Here is a 15,746-nt window from a genome sequence, read left to right on the forward strand (position 1 = left end):
CTGTAACGCAAAACATGTGTTATAAAAAATAAAAAGATCAAAAAAAAGAGGTCACTTTTTTCATGAAAATAATCAGGTTCATCATTCTTTTAATTACATTGTTGACGAGTGTATTCCTCCTGATTGGAGGGATGATGCTTATCAGTGCAGGTGGTTCATTCTATTATGTGCTTTTAGGTCTGATTTACCTGCTCAGTAGTTTCTTGCTCTATAAAAATAAGGCACTGGGTTTTTATTTAACTCTTGTTGCTTTAGCCTTAACCTTTATTTGGGCGGTGTATGAGCGCGGTTTTGCGTATTGGCCTATGCTCGCGAGAATCATGGTTCCGTTGGGTTTAGCTTTCGTTACACTGTATGCACTACGAAAAGAGCATTACAACGCGAAAACACTCGGCTTTAGTTTAAGCGCATTGGTGATCTTTATCGGGATGGCAATCGCGGCATTTTTCCCACATGATGCGCAATATGCCAAAGGCGAGTCTTATCAGGCGCATTCTCCTTTTGGAATGCCAGAAAATTGGACTGCATATGGACGAGACAATGCAGGGACACGTTTTGCGCCCTTTACTTTAATCAATCGTGATAATGTCAAAAATCTTGAAGTCGCGTGGACCTATCGAACAGGCGATCAAGGACCGGGGATTGATCAGAATACGCCACTACAAATTGATAACTTACTCTATACCTGTTCCAGAAATGGCGTGATTGCGGCATTGGATGTAGATACAGGTAAATCGGTCTGGAAATTTGATGCCAATGGACGCTCTCCTATTTGGCAGCGTTGTCGCGGACTAGGATACTTCGATGCTCGTAAAGCAACACAGGAACGTCCAATTGGACAAGTTACACTGACTCAGCAAAGCAATGCTGCACAATGCCAGCAGCGGATTGTTCAGACCACCAATGATGCACGTTTACTGGAATTGGATGCCAAAACTGGGCTGCCTTGTCAGGACTTCGGCACTCAAGGCTATGTCGATTTAAAAACAGGCATGGGAGAGGTGAAACCCGGTTTTTATTTTCAGACTTCGGCACCTTTGGTTGCCAAAGATACCATCGTAATCGGTGGTTGGGTCGTGGATAATCAGGAAGTTGGTGAACCATCTGGTGTGATTCGTGGTTTTGATGCAAGTACTGGCGCATTAAAGTGGGCATGGGATTTGGGTAATCCTGCGATTGATCAATTACCACCTGAAGGTCAAACCTATACGCGCGGTACTCCAAACTCATGGACGACTTTAAGTTATGATGACAAACTGGGTTTGGTCTATGTGCCATTGGGGAATAATACACCTGATTATTTTGGTGCAGATCGTCCTGAGTTTTCCAATCAATATAATTCATCTTTGGTGGCACTGGATGTCAATTCAGGTAAAGAAAAATGGCATTTTCAAACCACACATTATGATTTGTGGGATTATGACTTACCTTCACAACCCGCTTTAATGGATGTACCTGATCAAAACGGACAGATCGTACCCGCTGTAATGCAAACCACTAAACGTGGACAAATTTTCTTGCTTAATCGTGAAACAGGGGTACCAATTGCAGATGTGGTGGAAAAACCTGTCCCTGCAAAAAGTCCGATTCCAGATGAAAAACCACTTTCACCGACTCAACCTTATTCAGTCGGTATGCCAACCATTGGTGCTGATCGTTTAGACGAAAAGAAAATTTGGGGGGTGACCTTATTTGATCAACTGGCGTGTCGGATTCAGTTTAAAAAGATGAGCTATGAAGGTGACTTTACTCCTGTGGGCTTTAACAAAACGCTGGAGCAACCGGGAAATCTGGGTGGGATGAACTGGGGCAGTGTCGCTTATGATGCGAAAAACCAGATCGCGTATATGAATGATATTCGTATTCCTTCAGTTTTCTGGCTGGTTAAACGGGATGAGTTTGCCAAGGTCAATAAAAAATATCCTTCTGATGGCACAGGACATGGACCTTCACCACAAACGGGTACGCCGTATGGAATGGTGACCATGATGTGGACATCGGCACTAGAAACCCCATGTACCGAACCGCCATTTGGAACGATTAGTGCAATTGATATGAAACAGAAAAAAGTGCTATGGCAAGTGCCTGTAGGCACTACCAAAGACTTGGGGCCTTGGGGAATTAAGTCACATATTCCTTTAGCGATGGGCATGCCAACTTATGCAGGTACTTCTTTAACCGCAGGTGGCGTATTGTTCTTTGCAGGAAGTCAGGACTATTATTTGCGTGCCTATGATGCAGCGACAGGTCAAGAAATCTGGAACTACCGTTTACCCGTCGGTTCTAGTGCTACTCCAATGACCTATGTATCACCTCAAACAGGTAAACAATATATCGTGGTCTCTGTCGGTGGTGCAGCACATTCCACTGAAGTGGGTGACTATGTGATGGCTTTTGCCCTAAAACAGTAATTCAAGCAAAATAAAAACAGCCAGTGCATTGCACTGGCCGTTTTTTAACAGCAACCTGATCATTTGAATGATCAGGTTGCTTGATCACTTAGAACAAGGTTTTTTACAAGAGTCCCGGATTGCCTTGTGCTGGATCGGTTGCACGAGCCGCTTGTGCATCCGCCACGGTTTTACCTAATGCTTTCGCGACACCTTCACCATAGGCTGGATCGCACATATAGCAGTTACGAATATGGCGATACTGGATGAATTCCAAAGCGTCACCAATATTACGTGCAGTATTATCAAACAATGCTTGTTGTTGTTCAGGGCTCATTAAGTTGAACAAGGCACGTGGTTGACTGAAATAATCGCTATCATCTTGACGATAATCCCAGAAGTCTGCATCACCATTAATTTTTAATGGGGGTTCGCGGTATTGAGGTTGCTCTTGCCACTGATGAAAACTATTCGGTTCATAGTGAGGTAGACCACCATAGTTACCATCCATGCGACCCTGACCATCACGACGGTTACTGTGAACTGGGCAGCGTGGGGCATTCACTGGAACCTGTATATGATTAACCCCGACACGATAACGATGCGCATCGGCATAATTCACTAAACGGGCTTGTAACATGCGGTCAGGTGAATAGCTAATACCGGGTACAAGATTACTCGGTGCAAACGTCGCTTGTTCGACATCCTGAAAATAATTTTCAGGATTACGATTTAGTTCAAATTCACCCACCTCAATCAGTGGATAATCACCATGCGGCCAGACTTTGGTCAGGTCAAATGGATGATACGGAACTTTTTCTGCATCTGTTTCCGGCATAATTTGAACGAATAATGTCCACTTAGGAAAATCGCCTCGATCAATTGCATCAAATAGATCGCGTTGACTGCTTTCTCGGTCTTTACCCACCAGTTCTTCAGCTTCAGCGTCGGTCAGGTTTTTAATGCCTTGTTGAGTGCGGAAATGGAATTTCACCCAAAAACGTTCGTTATTGGCATTGATAAAGCTATAAGTATGGCTACCAAAACCATGCATATGACGATAACCATCTGGAATACCACGATCAGACATCACAATGGTCACTTGATGAAACGCTTCTGGAAGCAAGGTCCAGAAATCCCAGTTATAGGTCGGGCTACGTAAATTGGTTTTTGGGTCGCGTTTAACCGCTTTGTTCAAATCTGGAAACTGGCGTGGATCACGGAAGAAGAAGACAGGTGTATTATTGCCCACCATGTCCCAATTGCCTTCTTCGGTATAAAATTTTAGGGCAAAACCGCGAATATCACGTTCTGCATCGGCTGCACCGCGTTCACCAGCGACGGTTGAAAAGCGAGCGAACATTTCAGTTTTTTTACCAATTTCACTAAAAATTTTAGCGCGGGTATATTGGGTAATATCGTGGGTTACGGTAAATGTACCAAACGCACCAGAGCCTTTGGCATGCATACGGCGTTCTGGAATGACTTCACGGGCGAAATTGGCTAGTTTTTCATTGAGCCATAGGTCTTGAGCAAGAAGGGGACCACGAGCACCTGCCGTCATACTGTTCTGATTATCTACTACAGGCGCACCTGCATCAGTCGTAAGGTGGGTGACTGGACACTTTAGCTTATCGTCACTCATTTTAATTCTCCATTGAACTGCGGTAAATGATAAAAAATTGTAATAATGTCATAGGTATAGCAATACTATATAACTAGCATTGTTCGCCCTAATTAACATTTGATGTTTTGTAAAAAATAGTCGAATCCGTCATGCCGAGAGGCCATCTCTTTCAAGCTATAATGCCTGTATTGCACTACCATGAATTGAACTCAAATAGGTTGAACGACTGACATCAACGTTTGGGATGATCCATTTAAGATACGCAGGATTTGTTATAATGTAAAAGCGATTAAACTTATTTTAACAAGAGATAAAAACGATTATTGTCAATGCGTTTATATGCATCCAGAAAGCGCAATTTGAATATCTTGCTCCAATTTTTTCCAGTCAGGAATCTCAAGATTAACCATCAGTGATTGAGAAATAAAACCATAGCTAATCCGATGAATATTGAGCGCAAGCCATTCAATATTTATTTCAGTATGACGGGGATGTTGTTTGAGTGCAAAACACCATGCGTGTACATGTTGTAAATAATGCTTTTGATACATGTCGATATTTGAAATGTGTCGCTCCAATAAAAACAATTTTTGCCAGAGATGACTTTGCTCCGCAATAGCTTCAATTTGCACATGGATCAGGCTATGAATATAGGTTTTTAGAGGAATATTTTGTTTAAGAGCAGTTTCACACGAATGCTGTAATGCAAGCGCATTACGCTGCACATAGTGGTGAATGGTCAGCGCGAGTAAGTCTTCCTTTTGACTAAAATATTCATAAAAGGTGCCTAAACCTACACCGGCCAGATCGGTAATTTCCCGAATCGTAATTTGTGCTGCTTCTTTTTCCAGTAAAAGCTGAACAAAGCTATCCATCAAGGCATCCTGAGTAAATTTGGCTCTTGATTGCTGGGGCTTTCGACGCACGTTAATACGGGTTATTTTCATTTATAAAATCCGAACACCTCAGGGCAGGTTTGTTTCTATACTGTTATAAAAAGAGCAGGAGCAAAACATGAATGCATGGATGACGCATCAGATCGAAAACCAATTTGATGAGCTAAGCAACTATAATTTATATCGAACCGATCCTGTTTTACAAGAAATCCTGATGCGTTATGGTAGTCAGGATCACACATTGCTTGCAGATTTTGGTGAAAAAGTAGGAAGCACTCAGGCTTATCACTTGGCTGATCAAGCCAATCGACATACACCAGAGTTACACGCCTTTGATGCACGTGGTCGTCGCATCAATGATCTGGAATTTCATCCTGCATGGCATGCATGGATGAAACTGAATCGAGAATATGGCGTACATTCACATCCATTTATTGCGACGCAATCTAAAACAAACTGGGTGGATTGGGCAGCACGATTTTATCTCAGTGGACAGGTGGAATGTGGGAATTTATGTCCCAATGCCATGACTCTAGGCAGTATTCCCTTATTACAACGCGAACCCGCATTATGGCAACAGTTAGGCGAAAAGTTGCTATCGACAAATTATGATGAGTGCGATGTGCCCATTTCCGAAAAATCATCGATCTGGATTGGAATGGGCATGACCGAGAAACAAGGCGGTTCAGATGTGCGTGCCAATCAAACCTTGGCAAGGCCGATCGCACAATCGGGTCGAGGACAGGAATATTTACTCAATGGACATAAATGGTTTTTTTCCGCGCCGATGTCGGATGCGCATCTGGTTGTGGCACAAACGTCTGAAGATGGATTGGGCTGTTTCTACGTGCCGCGCTGGCTAGAAGATGGCACAAAAAATACAGTCAACATTCAGCGTCTAAAAGACAAAGTCGGCAACCGCAGTAATTCAAGTAGTGAAGTTGAATTTCATGATGCGTGGGGGGTGATGATCGGCGAAGCAGGGCGCGGTATTCCGACCATCATAGAAATGGCGGCCTATACGCGCTTAACCTGCGTAGTCGGTAGTTCAGCTATTGTACGACAGGCGTTGGTGCAATGTATTGCTTATACGCGTCAACGCAAAGCATTTGGCAAGGTATTGGCAGATCAGCCTTTAATGCAAGCTGTTTTAACCGATCTGGCACTAGAAAGTGAAGCTGCTGTCCAACTCAGCATGCATTTGGCGGCGTGTTATCAACAACAAGATGTGTTGTCACAGGCATGGACACGTATCATGACGCCAGCGGCGAAATTCTGGATCTGTAAACGCGCCGTGGAACTGACGGGGGAGGCAATGGAAGTCTTTGGCGGTAATGGTTATGTCGAAACAGGAATCATGGCACGCTTGTTTAAGGAAGCCCCTGTTAATTCGATTTGGGAAGGTTCGGGCAATGTCATGTGTCTGGATGTATTACGAGCAATTCAACGTCATCCAGAATCGATTCAAGTTTTATTGGAATCTTTTTATGAAGTGACTTCGCAGGAACAAAAGCTCCAGAACGAAATCCATGAATTAATGGACGATTTAAAACAGTCACCAGAACAACTGCAATTTATGGCACGTAATTTTGTCAGTCGTTTGGTAATTTTAGCTCAGGCGGTGCTATTAAAGCGTTATGCACCTGATGACGTTGCTGATGCCTTTATTCAATCACGTTACAGTCAATTTCATGGACGTGTCACAGGATTAATTTCAATGCCAGAGACCAGTGTTATACAACGTATTTTAGAACGAAGTTTTCCTACATAGAGGATTTTGATTTCACGCTTAAATTTGATTTCAAGATTAAAATAGTCAGGGTGCAATCAATGCACCCTCATTCTTTGCTGTCGTATCTGATCTGAAAGTAAATTAGACCGATAAACGATTGGATTTCACCATATCGCCGAGTCCATGATTTTTAAAATAATACTCTATCCAGCTTTTGACCATGAGCGGATTATTCATTTTAACCACTTCATTCAACAGTCGCTCAGCATCTGTCATCGGAACATGACAAATCGCTTTACGGACACGCAAAATATTACTGGAACTCATCGAAAGCGTATTAAAGCCCATTGCCATGAGTAAAATAGCAGACAGTGGATCACCCGCCATTTCACCGCAGATACTCACTGGTTTTTCATATTTATGGCATTCTTTGACCAGACGTTGCAGGGCGCGCAATACCGATGGATGAAAATGTGAATAGACGCTGGAAACACGTGGGTTATTACGATCAACTGCTAGTAGGTATTGAATCAGATCGTTGGAGCCCACTGAGAAAAAGTCCACCAGCTCTGAAAATTCATCGATTTGTAAAAGTACACTTGGCACTTCCACCATGATCCCAATTTTAGGTTTAGTGATTTTGACCTGTTCTTCTTCCTGCACCGCAATCCAGTCACGTTCCAGTAAATACAGAACTTCTTCAACCTCACTGACGCTGGTCACCATTGGCAATAAAATATGCAAATTATTTAACCCAATGCTGGCTTTAAGCATCGCGCGTACTTGCGTCGAGAAAATCTCTGGATGATCCAGCGTAAATCGTAAGCCACGCCAGCCCAATGCTGAGTTTTCTTCCTCGATACTAAAATACGGCAAGTCTTTATCCGCACCGATATCTAGTGTGCGCATAGTCACAGGCTTATTCGCAAAATGACTGAGTTGTTGGCGATACATGGCACGTTGTTCTTCTTCGCCCGGGAAGCGGTCACGCAACATAAATGGAATTTCACTGCGATATAAACCAACACCTTTGGCACCACGTTGTACGCCACGTACCACATCAATCATAAGGCCAGTATTGACATATAAACGGACTGCAACGCCATCAGGGGTAATGGCATCACGGGTTTCATACTGTTTTAAATCTTTGGCAATTTGCTCTTCTTCTTTTTGAATCTCTTTATAACGCTGACGCATGCGTCGTGGTGGATTAATAAAGACACGACCTTGATAAGCATCGACAATCATTTCAGCATCATCAAGCGTGTTAATTGGCAGTTCAGTGACCCCAACCACGGTTGGAATGCCCAATGCACGTGCCACAATCACCATATGTGAATTGGCTGCGCCTTCAGTGGTGACAATGGCTGCAATATTATCAACAGGCAGTTCCACCAACGCCGCTGTACTGATTTCTTCGCCAATAATAATGCTGTCTGGACTAATCTCACGATGACTGGAATCAGCCTCCTGCAAAGAGGCTAAAATCCGTCGTCCCAGATCTTTTAAATCTGAAACACGTTCGCGCAAATAGTCATCTTCCATTTGGGCGAACAAGCTAATATGTTTATCAATGACACGACGCACGGCACCCTGTGCCCAATTGCCTGCGCGAATCAGCTCTTTAATTTCAGCGGGCAAGGCATTTTCATCCAGCATGCGTAAAAACACGCTAAATAAGGCGCGTTCTTCTGACATGAGTGAGTCTTGCATTTTTTCATCCAGCGACTGAATTTCAGTTCGTACTGAAACAATCGCTTGATCGAGCAGACTTAATTCATCACTGATATCTTCGGCTTCACGGTCAGGAATGGCAGCCAAGTCGGCCGGTGGATACAGGACAATGGCACGACCTAAAGCAATACCGCCTGCGCCAGAAACCCCCTGAAAGGTTTTGTAGGCAGCACCCGAAGTCGGCTTACGAAAGACATCAATATTTCCCACCGCATGCGCATGTGCAATCACACCTGAAAGCTGTGCACACAAGGTGACGAGGAATGACTCAGCAGCTTCACTAAAATCCTGAGGTTCTTTATTTTGAACCACCAATACACCCATCACCTTACGGCGATACATGACAGGCACACCTAAAAAAGAGTGATAAATTTCTTCACCCGTTTCAGGCAAGTAGGCAAAGCGTTCATGTTTGGAGGCATTTTCAAGGTTAACAATCTCTTCGCGTTGTCCGACTAGCCCGACCAGACCTTCACCCACATGCAGTGAAACATTGCCCACCGAGTCAGGATTTAAACCTTTCGATGCCATAAGCAGGTAACGCTGATTACGTTCATCCAGTAAATAAATGGAACACACATCCACTTTCATGGCTTCAGCGACCTGATTAACCATAATATCCAGTGAATCATGCAAACTCACCGACGCATTGATCTCTTGAACAATCCGTCTAAGGGTATCGAGTTGCATGTTTGACATGAATGTATGCTCCAAAAAATGAATCGCGCCTAGTGATGTTATATCAGCACTCAGGCAAAAAATCACTCGCTAAAGATGTGATTTTTCAACTGATTGTGGTTGTGGCAAAAGCATGCACAACTCCATCATGGCTCGACGGTAAACATCACGTTTGAAGTTCACCACCTGACCCAGTGGATACCAATAGCTGACCCATTGCCACTCATCAAACTCGGCAGGGTCAGACAGGTTTAACTGAATATGACCGACTGGCGCGGTCAGTTTCAATAAAAACCATTTTTGTTTTTGTCCGATACAGACAGGATCTGAGTCCGGTCGAATGTATCGATGTGGCAAACGATAACGCAGCCAACCTTTGGTTTGCGCAATAATTTGGACATGTTCGGGCAAGAGGCCGACTTCTTCTCTCAGCTCACGGTAAAGTGCCTGTTCAGGGGTTTCTCCAAACTGGATTCCTCCTTGTGGAAATTGCCAAGCATTGTGACCAATGCGTTTTGCCCATAAAACCTGTCCGTTATCATTTGCCAAAATGATCCCGACGTTGGGTCGGAAACCTTCAGAGTCGATCATTTGGCTACCTAAATTTTATCAATATCGTTGACTTTGAAATCGGGGGCGGTCACTCTTGAAGCCCAGCTCGAAAAGATCAAAGTAAAATGCATTAAAATTGCTATGATCTTAACGAATTTCTATCGACTAGCGGAGATAGATTTACATTTTTTTTCTTAAATTTCAGTTTTAACGAGTATTTTCATGAAATTGGCTTTGTTTGATCTTGATCACACCTTACTCAATACAGATTCTGACCATTCTTGGGGCGAATTTTTGGTCAATGAAGGTTTGGTCGATCCCGTACATCATCGCCAGATGAATGATCAATTTTATGAAGACTATAAAGCAGGTCAGCTTGATCCGATTGCCTATAATGAGTTTGTTTTTCAGTTTTTGACGCAACATGACAATGCTTATTTAACTGAACTGCATCAGTTGTTCATGCAAAAGGTGATTCGCCCACAAATGCGTCCACAAGGTTTTGCTGCCATTGAACATCATAAAAAGCTGGGACATGAGATTGTGGGAATTACCGCCACCAGTGATTTTATTACCGCGCCCATTTTTCGTGAGTTTGGGATTACTGAAATTATTGCGACCAATGCTGAAGTGGTCGAAGGAGCTTATACCGGTAAGGTGGCAGGATTGCCGTGTTATCAGCAAGGGAAATTGCTTCGTTTGGATCAGTGGTTAGAGGGTCGTCCAGTGGATGAGTCTTGGGCATATTCGGATTCGATTAATGATCGTTTCCTGCTTGAATATGCAACGCATGCCATTGCAGTGAATCCAGATGATCGTTTAGAGAAATTGGCGCAAGAGAAGGGCTGGGAAATTCAGGACTGGTCGCTTTAAATTTTAAATCTGGATAGAGATTAGACTTCTTTCATAAGTTCCTTTTATTTCTCCTTAAGGGAGAAAAATAAAGAGGGTTTAAACAATGATGAAAGAAGTCTATTTAATTTATATTTTGATCAAGCATAAGAGCCCTACAATTTTTAGATTTGGGCAAAGGTTATCTATTTTTTGTGTGCCTTACTTTTCAAAGATGAAAAGTAACAAAAATCTTCTGCTGGATTGACGGTGCGTCCCTGCAACCGCAATCCAGCATGGCGACATCCATGTCGCCTGTCACGATCATGATTACGGGTTGAGCCATTTATTTTTTGCTCACTCTATACGCTCCCAAAACGTCACTTCCGATAAAGTATGTTGGAACTTATGTGCAGTTTCCCGAATCACAAAGCCAACATGTTGTGGTGGAGTGATCAAGCGAAAATGTTGATCTAACAATCCATGTAAACCATCCAGTGTGGTGAAATTCTCGCCGTCTTTTTTAAAGCCACCAATCCATTCTGCACGTGGTGTATGTTCTTCTAACCATGTATATGGCGAGGCCAGCATCAAAACACCACCAATGTTTAGTCGTTCATGAATCTGCTTTAAAAATTTACTTGGGCTGTATAAGCGATCGATTAGGTTTGAGGCAAAGATAAAATCATAGTCTGTAAAATTACTTTTGAGATTGCAGGCATCGCCTTGATAAAAGTCAACCTTGTCTTGAGTGGCTTCAAGTGCTAAATCGCGTAAACAACAGGATTTATAATCGACCAATTCTCCTTCGGTGGTCAGGGTATAACGTAAAGTTTCTCCTTTTGCGAGTTGTACGCCATGTTGAATAAAACGGGCAGAGAAATCGATACCCGTTACCTGTTCAAAATGCTGTGCCAATTCAAAGCTGGCACGACCCAATGCACAGCCAATATCCAGTGCTTTGATTTTAGGTCGATCGCCCAAGGTCTGAATGGCTAAATCAACCAGCGCTTTAGAAAAATTTGGCACTGCAAAATATTCATCGCCATAGTGAAATTCAGCATATTGTGAGAGCAATTGGTCTGTCTCGTAATGAGAGTCTGGATGTATGGCATTTTGTTCTGAAACCACGTAACGAAATCCTGCATGTTGAAAAAAATGACGACGAAAAGCATAGCGCGAAGCGTGTAAAGTTTCATTCCCACAGGACATCCATGAGCCGCCTTTGATTAAGTTATGTCGTCCATCAAAGGTGGGTGTGGTGAAATCATCATAAATGGGATGAACATCAAAACCGTCAAATGGATAAGTTGGGGTCTCTGTCCATTGCCAGACATTGCCGCGCACATCAAAAAAATCGCCATGTTGAAATTGATTGATTGGACCGGAAGATGCCGCATGATCTAGATGCAAATTAGCATCGGCAGCAGCTTCGCTCAATTCTTTTAAGCCTGCCACATCATACAAACGATACCATTCATCTTCGGTTGGTAGGCGAACATTTAAGCCAGTTGTGGCTTTTTTCCACAGACAAAATGCTTTGGCTTCATGGTAATTGACTTCAACAGGCCAGTCCCAATACATTGGCACTTCTTCGGTCATAAGTCGTAAAAACCAACCCTGTTTGTTCTTGATCCAGAACGTAGGATGCGTGGCTTGACTAAATTCGAGCCAAGCCTGACCTTCTTCTAACCAGTATTCAGGGGTTTGATAGCCGTATGCTTCAACAAAAGCCAAATATTCCTGATTGCTGACCAGATATTTTGAGGCTTCAAATGCCGCAATATCTGCTTCATGCTGACCGTATTCATTGTCCCAACCATAATACGGATCATCTTTGCTTTTATTGAGCAAGACTTTTCCCGCAGGCACTTCAAGTAATGTATTTTCAGGTGGATGACTGCTTTGGGTATTGGCTTGCCAAAGTGGATGCGATTTTACAAAAGCCAGATCATGCTGACGAATTAAAACCGAAGAGGTTTCCAGATGAATCCGTTCATGTTCAATCCCCATGATGATGGCCCACCAAGGATTGTTCCAGTCTATGGGCATACTCAGTGGTGCATGTGCAATCAAGTCCAGAATGAGTGTGCGGACTTTATCCCGATAGGCTTTGACTTGTTGGGGTGTTGGCCATTCATAATGCGTATCATCCAGATCATCCCAACTCATTTCATCGACACCGACTGCAAACATCGACTCCATTTTTTGGTCAACACGTTGTTCAATCATTCGGGTCAATAACAGCTTATTGATAAAAAAAGTTGCGGTATGCCCATAATAAAAAATCAGAGGATGCCGCAGCGAAATGGGTTTTTTATAAAAAGCTTCCTCATTGGCTAAACACTCAAATAAGCTTTCGTAGGTATCAAAAGTATTTAAAAAATAATCGCGCAGAATTTCTCGCATGCGGGCACTGTCATGCTCACGTAAATTTGGAGTCCGTCGCATTTTTGGACAAGTGTTGGTTGCAGACATATTTTGACTTAAAACTTCAGATGTTTTTGTCGGGCAAGCGGGGGTTGTTTCATCATGATTGAGTTCATTGGCTATTTTTGAAGTTTCGGTCAGCATGCTTACGCTCCATGGTGGCGAGATGTTATGTGTTTTTTATAGACTCACCATGTTTCGATATTTCAGTCATATTGATTTGTTATTCTTGAATAGGAATAAGTCATGGCTTAAACAACAACTTACTCCTATTTTTGATTCAGTTTTTTATCATTCAGTAAGTTGCCGTGAACATGCGTTACAGAGTATCCATCACTTCATGCTGGACATGATGCTGCATTAAATGGATCAAGGCCTGAGCTGCTTTGGATTGGCTACGTGATGGATGCCAGACCATACCGAGTTGACGATGCAATTCCATATTGAGGTCCAATTGGTATAAATCCTGATTGACCAAAGTTTTAGGTAAAACTGACCAACCTAAACCAATTGAAACTAACATTCGTATGGATTCAAGTGGATTGTTGCTCATGCTAATTTTGGGTTTAAGTCCATGTTTTTCAAACTCAGCGAGGGTAATCTGACTGGTGTAGGTTTGAGCTGCGGGTAATAAACTTGGGTAATTCAGTAAATCTTCCAGAGAAAGATTGTTTTGTTTTGCCAAAGGATGAAAAGGCGCAGTGACAAAGACCAATGGATCAGTCCAGACATTCATATAGCTTAAGCGTTCATCGCCTTGCGGCGGAAGTGTTAAAAATGCCAACTCCAGATCGCCTGCCAAAACCTGTTCATGTGCCTGTTCCGAATCGACAAAATGTACGTCCAGTTTTACATTGGGAAATTGTTGCACATATTGTGTTAAATAATGCGGTAAGTGATGTAAACCAATATGGTGACTGGTACCGATTTTGAGACGACCTTGTACCTGATCATGTTCGTGGCTAAGCGTGTAATGAATGTCACCTAAATCATTTAGCCAGTTTTTGACTTTCGGCAAGAGTGAATGTGCTGCATGCGTTGGTTGTACACCACGTCCTGCCGACTCAAACAATTTGACTCCAAAATATTCTTCCAGACTATGAATGCGTTTAGTCACGGCAGGTTGAGTAATAAACAACTGTTCGGCAGCCAGTGAAATTGAACCTGTTTCCATGACTTTTACAAAGGCTTCAAAGGCGGCAAGATTCATGTTGTGCTACTCATAACTGTTTTTTATATCAAAACTATTATTTAAAAAAAATGCGCATAAATCAAAGTTTATTGATAGCAATGATCGATGGTCAAAGTAGAATCCAAATAATTCCAAAAAGTTTTTTAATTTATAAAAATGATAAATTAGTTTTATGAAAAACATTCGTTATAATCAGGATAAGATTAGCATTACCCAGTCCAATGGCAAGCACGGTGGAGAGCGACGACATGGCAGGCAATACCCAAAGCGCAAAAACTTTATATGATAAATTATGGGATGATCATTTGGTTTCACAACGTGATGATGGTTCAAGCTTAATTTATATCGACCGTCATTTATTACATGAAGTGACCAGTCCACAAGCCTTTGAGGGTTTGCAACTCGCCGATCGCAAGCCGTGGCGTTTAAGTGCCAATATTGCAACACCTGACCATAACGTTCCAACTTCAAAAAAAGAACGTGAACAGGGCATTGCAGGGATTGAAGATGATACCTCACGTATTCAGGTACAAACCCTTGATGATAACTGTAAAACCTTTGATATCGTTGAATTTGGCATTAACGATATCCGTCAGGGTATTGCCCATGTGGTTGGGCCAGAGCAAGGTTTGACCTTGCCGGGTATGACCGTGGTTTGTGGTGATTCGCACACTGCAACACATGGCGCATTTGGTTGCTTGGCACACGGAATTGGTACATCAGAAGTTGAACATGTATTGGCAACTCAATGCCTTGTTCAAAAGAAAATGAAAAACATGTTGGTGCGTGTCGATGGTACTTTAGGTAAAGGTGTGACCTCTAAAGATGTCGTCTTAGCCATTATTGGAAAAATTGGCACAGCAGGTGGTACAGGTCACGCGATTGAATTTGGTGGACAAGTTTTCCGTGATATGTCGATTGAAGGTCGTATGACGGTCTGCAATATGGCGATTGAAGCGGGCGCACGAGTGGGAATGGTGGCGGTCGATGACAAAACCATCGAGTATGTAAAAAACCGTCCTTATGCACCGAAAGGTGAGCAATGGGATCAAGCGGTCGCCTACTGGAATACCTTACATTCTGATGACGATGCGCAGTTTGATACGGTTGTGGTTTTACAAGGTGAAGACATTGAGCCACAAGTGTCTTGGGGTACATCGCCTGAAATGGTCATTCCAGTATCGAAGGCTGTACCTACTTTGGAACAAGCTAAAGATGACGTACAACGCAATGACTGGACACGTGCTTATCAATATATGGGTTTAACTGCGGGACAGGCATTGGATCAGATTCAATTAGATCGCGTATTCATTGGTTCTTGCACCAACTCTCGTATTGAAGATATTCGTGCAGCAGCAGAAGTCGTGAAAGGTCGTAAAGTGGCTTCAAGCATTAAACAGGCCATGATTGTGCCGGGTTCAGGCTTGGTCAAGCAACAGGCGGAGCAGGAAGGTTTGGATCAAATTTTCTTGGATGCTGGTTTTGAGTGGCGTGAGCCGGGTTGTTCAATGTGTTTGGCGATGAATGCCGATAAATTACAACCGGGTGAACACTGTGCATCGACTTCAAACCGTAATTTTGAAGGTCGTCAGGGCAATGGTGGACGGACGCATTTGGTCAGTCCAGCGATGGCCGCAGCAGCGGCGATTGCAGGTCATTTTGTTGATGTTCGTTCATTCTAAGG

At 43.0% G+C, this 15,746-nt stretch carries 10 protein-coding genes; 4 read left to right on the top strand and 6 right to left on the bottom strand.

Annotated elements, in window-relative coordinates; translation table 11 throughout:
* The first annotated feature begins 62 nt into the window (after nt 1–62).
* Complete coding sequence (locus E0D95_RS12470) at nt 63–2,411, top strand: membrane-bound PQQ-dependent dehydrogenase, glucose/quinate/shikimate family (RefSeq protein WP_130804106.1); 2,349 nt, start codon at nt 63–65, stop codon at nt 2,409–2,411.
* Between the two features lie 103 nt (nt 2,412–2,514).
* Here E0D95_RS12470 and E0D95_RS12475 read toward each other — a convergent pair whose 3' ends face one another.
* Both E0D95_RS12475 and E0D95_RS12480 read right to left on the bottom strand, forming a co-directional pair.
* Nucleotides 2,515–4,035: a catalase gene (locus tag E0D95_RS12475; protein WP_130804107.1), complete on the bottom strand. Its 1,521-nt coding sequence runs from the start codon at nt 4,033–4,035 to the stop codon at nt 2,515–2,517.
* A gap of 317 nt (nt 4,036–4,352) precedes the next feature.
* A complete protein-coding gene (locus E0D95_RS12480; protein ID WP_431830749.1) occupies nt 4,353–4,964 on the bottom strand; it encodes a TetR/AcrR family transcriptional regulator in 612 nt (203 codons plus the stop codon).
* Between the two features lie 67 nt (nt 4,965–5,031).
* On the opposite strand from E0D95_RS12480, the gene E0D95_RS12485 reads away from it, so the two are divergent.
* Entirely contained in the window at nt 5,032–6,684 is a 1,653-nt protein-coding gene (locus E0D95_RS12485) for an acyl-CoA dehydrogenase family protein (protein WP_130804108.1), read from the top strand.
* A gap of 102 nt (nt 6,685–6,786) precedes the next feature.
* Here the strand turns inward: E0D95_RS12485 and ptsP are convergent, their stop codons facing one another.
* A complete protein-coding gene (gene ptsP, locus E0D95_RS12490) occupies nt 6,787–9,078 on the bottom strand; it encodes a phosphoenolpyruvate--protein phosphotransferase (protein WP_130804109.1) in 2,292 nt (763 codons plus the stop codon).
* Nucleotides 9,079–9,147: 69 nt separating this feature from the next.
* Nucleotides 9,148–9,648: an RNA pyrophosphohydrolase gene (locus E0D95_RS12495; RefSeq protein ID WP_130804110.1), complete on the bottom strand. Its 501-nt coding sequence runs from the start codon at nt 9,646–9,648 to the stop codon at nt 9,148–9,150.
* A gap of 183 nt (nt 9,649–9,831) precedes the next feature.
* Between E0D95_RS12495 and E0D95_RS12500 the strand changes: the two genes are divergently transcribed.
* Nucleotides 9,832–10,482, top strand: coding sequence for an HAD family hydrolase (locus E0D95_RS12500; protein ID WP_130804111.1), 651 nt, complete (start codon nt 9,832–9,834; stop codon nt 10,480–10,482).
* A 315-nt stretch (nt 10,483–10,797) separates the two neighbouring features.
* Here the strand turns inward: E0D95_RS12500 and ovoA are convergent, their stop codons facing one another.
* A complete protein-coding gene (gene ovoA, locus E0D95_RS12505; RefSeq protein ID WP_130804112.1) occupies nt 10,798–13,014 on the bottom strand; it encodes a 5-histidylcysteine sulfoxide synthase in 2,217 nt (738 codons plus the stop codon).
* Between the two features lie 175 nt (nt 13,015–13,189).
* On the bottom strand, nt 13,190–14,080 hold the full coding sequence (locus E0D95_RS12510) for a LysR family transcriptional regulator (RefSeq protein WP_130804113.1): 891 nt from the start codon (nt 14,078–14,080) through the stop codon (nt 13,190–13,192).
* Nucleotides 14,081–14,310: 230 nt separating this feature from the next.
* Between E0D95_RS12510 and leuC the strand changes: the two genes are divergently transcribed.
* Nucleotides 14,311–15,744 carry a 3-isopropylmalate dehydratase large subunit gene (gene leuC, locus E0D95_RS12515; RefSeq protein WP_130804114.1) on the top strand — a complete coding sequence of 478 codons (1,434 nt, stop codon included), beginning with the start codon at nt 14,311–14,313 and terminating at the stop codon, nt 15,742–15,744.
* Nucleotides 15,745–15,746: the final 2 nt, after the last annotated feature.

The organism is Acinetobacter ihumii (assembly GCF_900625095.1).
Lineage (GTDB): Bacteria > Pseudomonadota > Gammaproteobacteria > Pseudomonadales > Moraxellaceae > Acinetobacter > Acinetobacter ihumii.

What these genes read in the sequence shown, in the direction of transcription:
- E0D95_RS12470 (WP_130804106.1), top strand. Translation starts at nt 63, where the DNA reads ATGAAAATAATCAGGTTCATCATTCTTTTAATTACATTGTTGACGAGT.
- E0D95_RS12475 (WP_130804107.1), bottom strand. Translation starts at nt 4,035, where the DNA reads ATGAGTGACGATAAGCTAAAGTGTCCAGTCACCCACCTTACGACTGAT.
- E0D95_RS12480 (WP_431830749.1), bottom strand. Translation starts at nt 4,964, where the DNA reads ATGAAAATAACCCGTATTAACGTGCGTCGAAAGCCCCAGCAATCAAGA.
- E0D95_RS12485 (WP_130804108.1), top strand. Translation starts at nt 5,032, where the DNA reads ATGAATGCATGGATGACGCATCAGATCGAAAACCAATTTGATGAGCTA.
- ptsP (WP_130804109.1), bottom strand. Translation starts at nt 9,078, where the DNA reads ATGTCAAACATGCAACTCGATACCCTTAGACGGATTGTTCAAGAGATC.
- E0D95_RS12495 (WP_130804110.1), bottom strand. Translation starts at nt 9,648, where the DNA reads ATGATCGACTCTGAAGGTTTCCGACCCAACGTCGGGATCATTTTGGCA.
- E0D95_RS12500 (WP_130804111.1), top strand. Translation starts at nt 9,832, where the DNA reads ATGAAATTGGCTTTGTTTGATCTTGATCACACCTTACTCAATACAGAT.
- ovoA (WP_130804112.1), bottom strand. Translation starts at nt 13,014, where the DNA reads ATGCTGACCGAAACTTCAAAAATAGCCAATGAACTCAATCATGATGAA.
- E0D95_RS12510 (WP_130804113.1), bottom strand. Translation starts at nt 14,080, where the DNA reads ATGAATCTTGCCGCCTTTGAAGCCTTTGTAAAAGTCATGGAAACAGGT.
- leuC (WP_130804114.1), top strand. Translation starts at nt 14,311, where the DNA reads ATGGCAGGCAATACCCAAAGCGCAAAAACTTTATATGATAAATTATGG.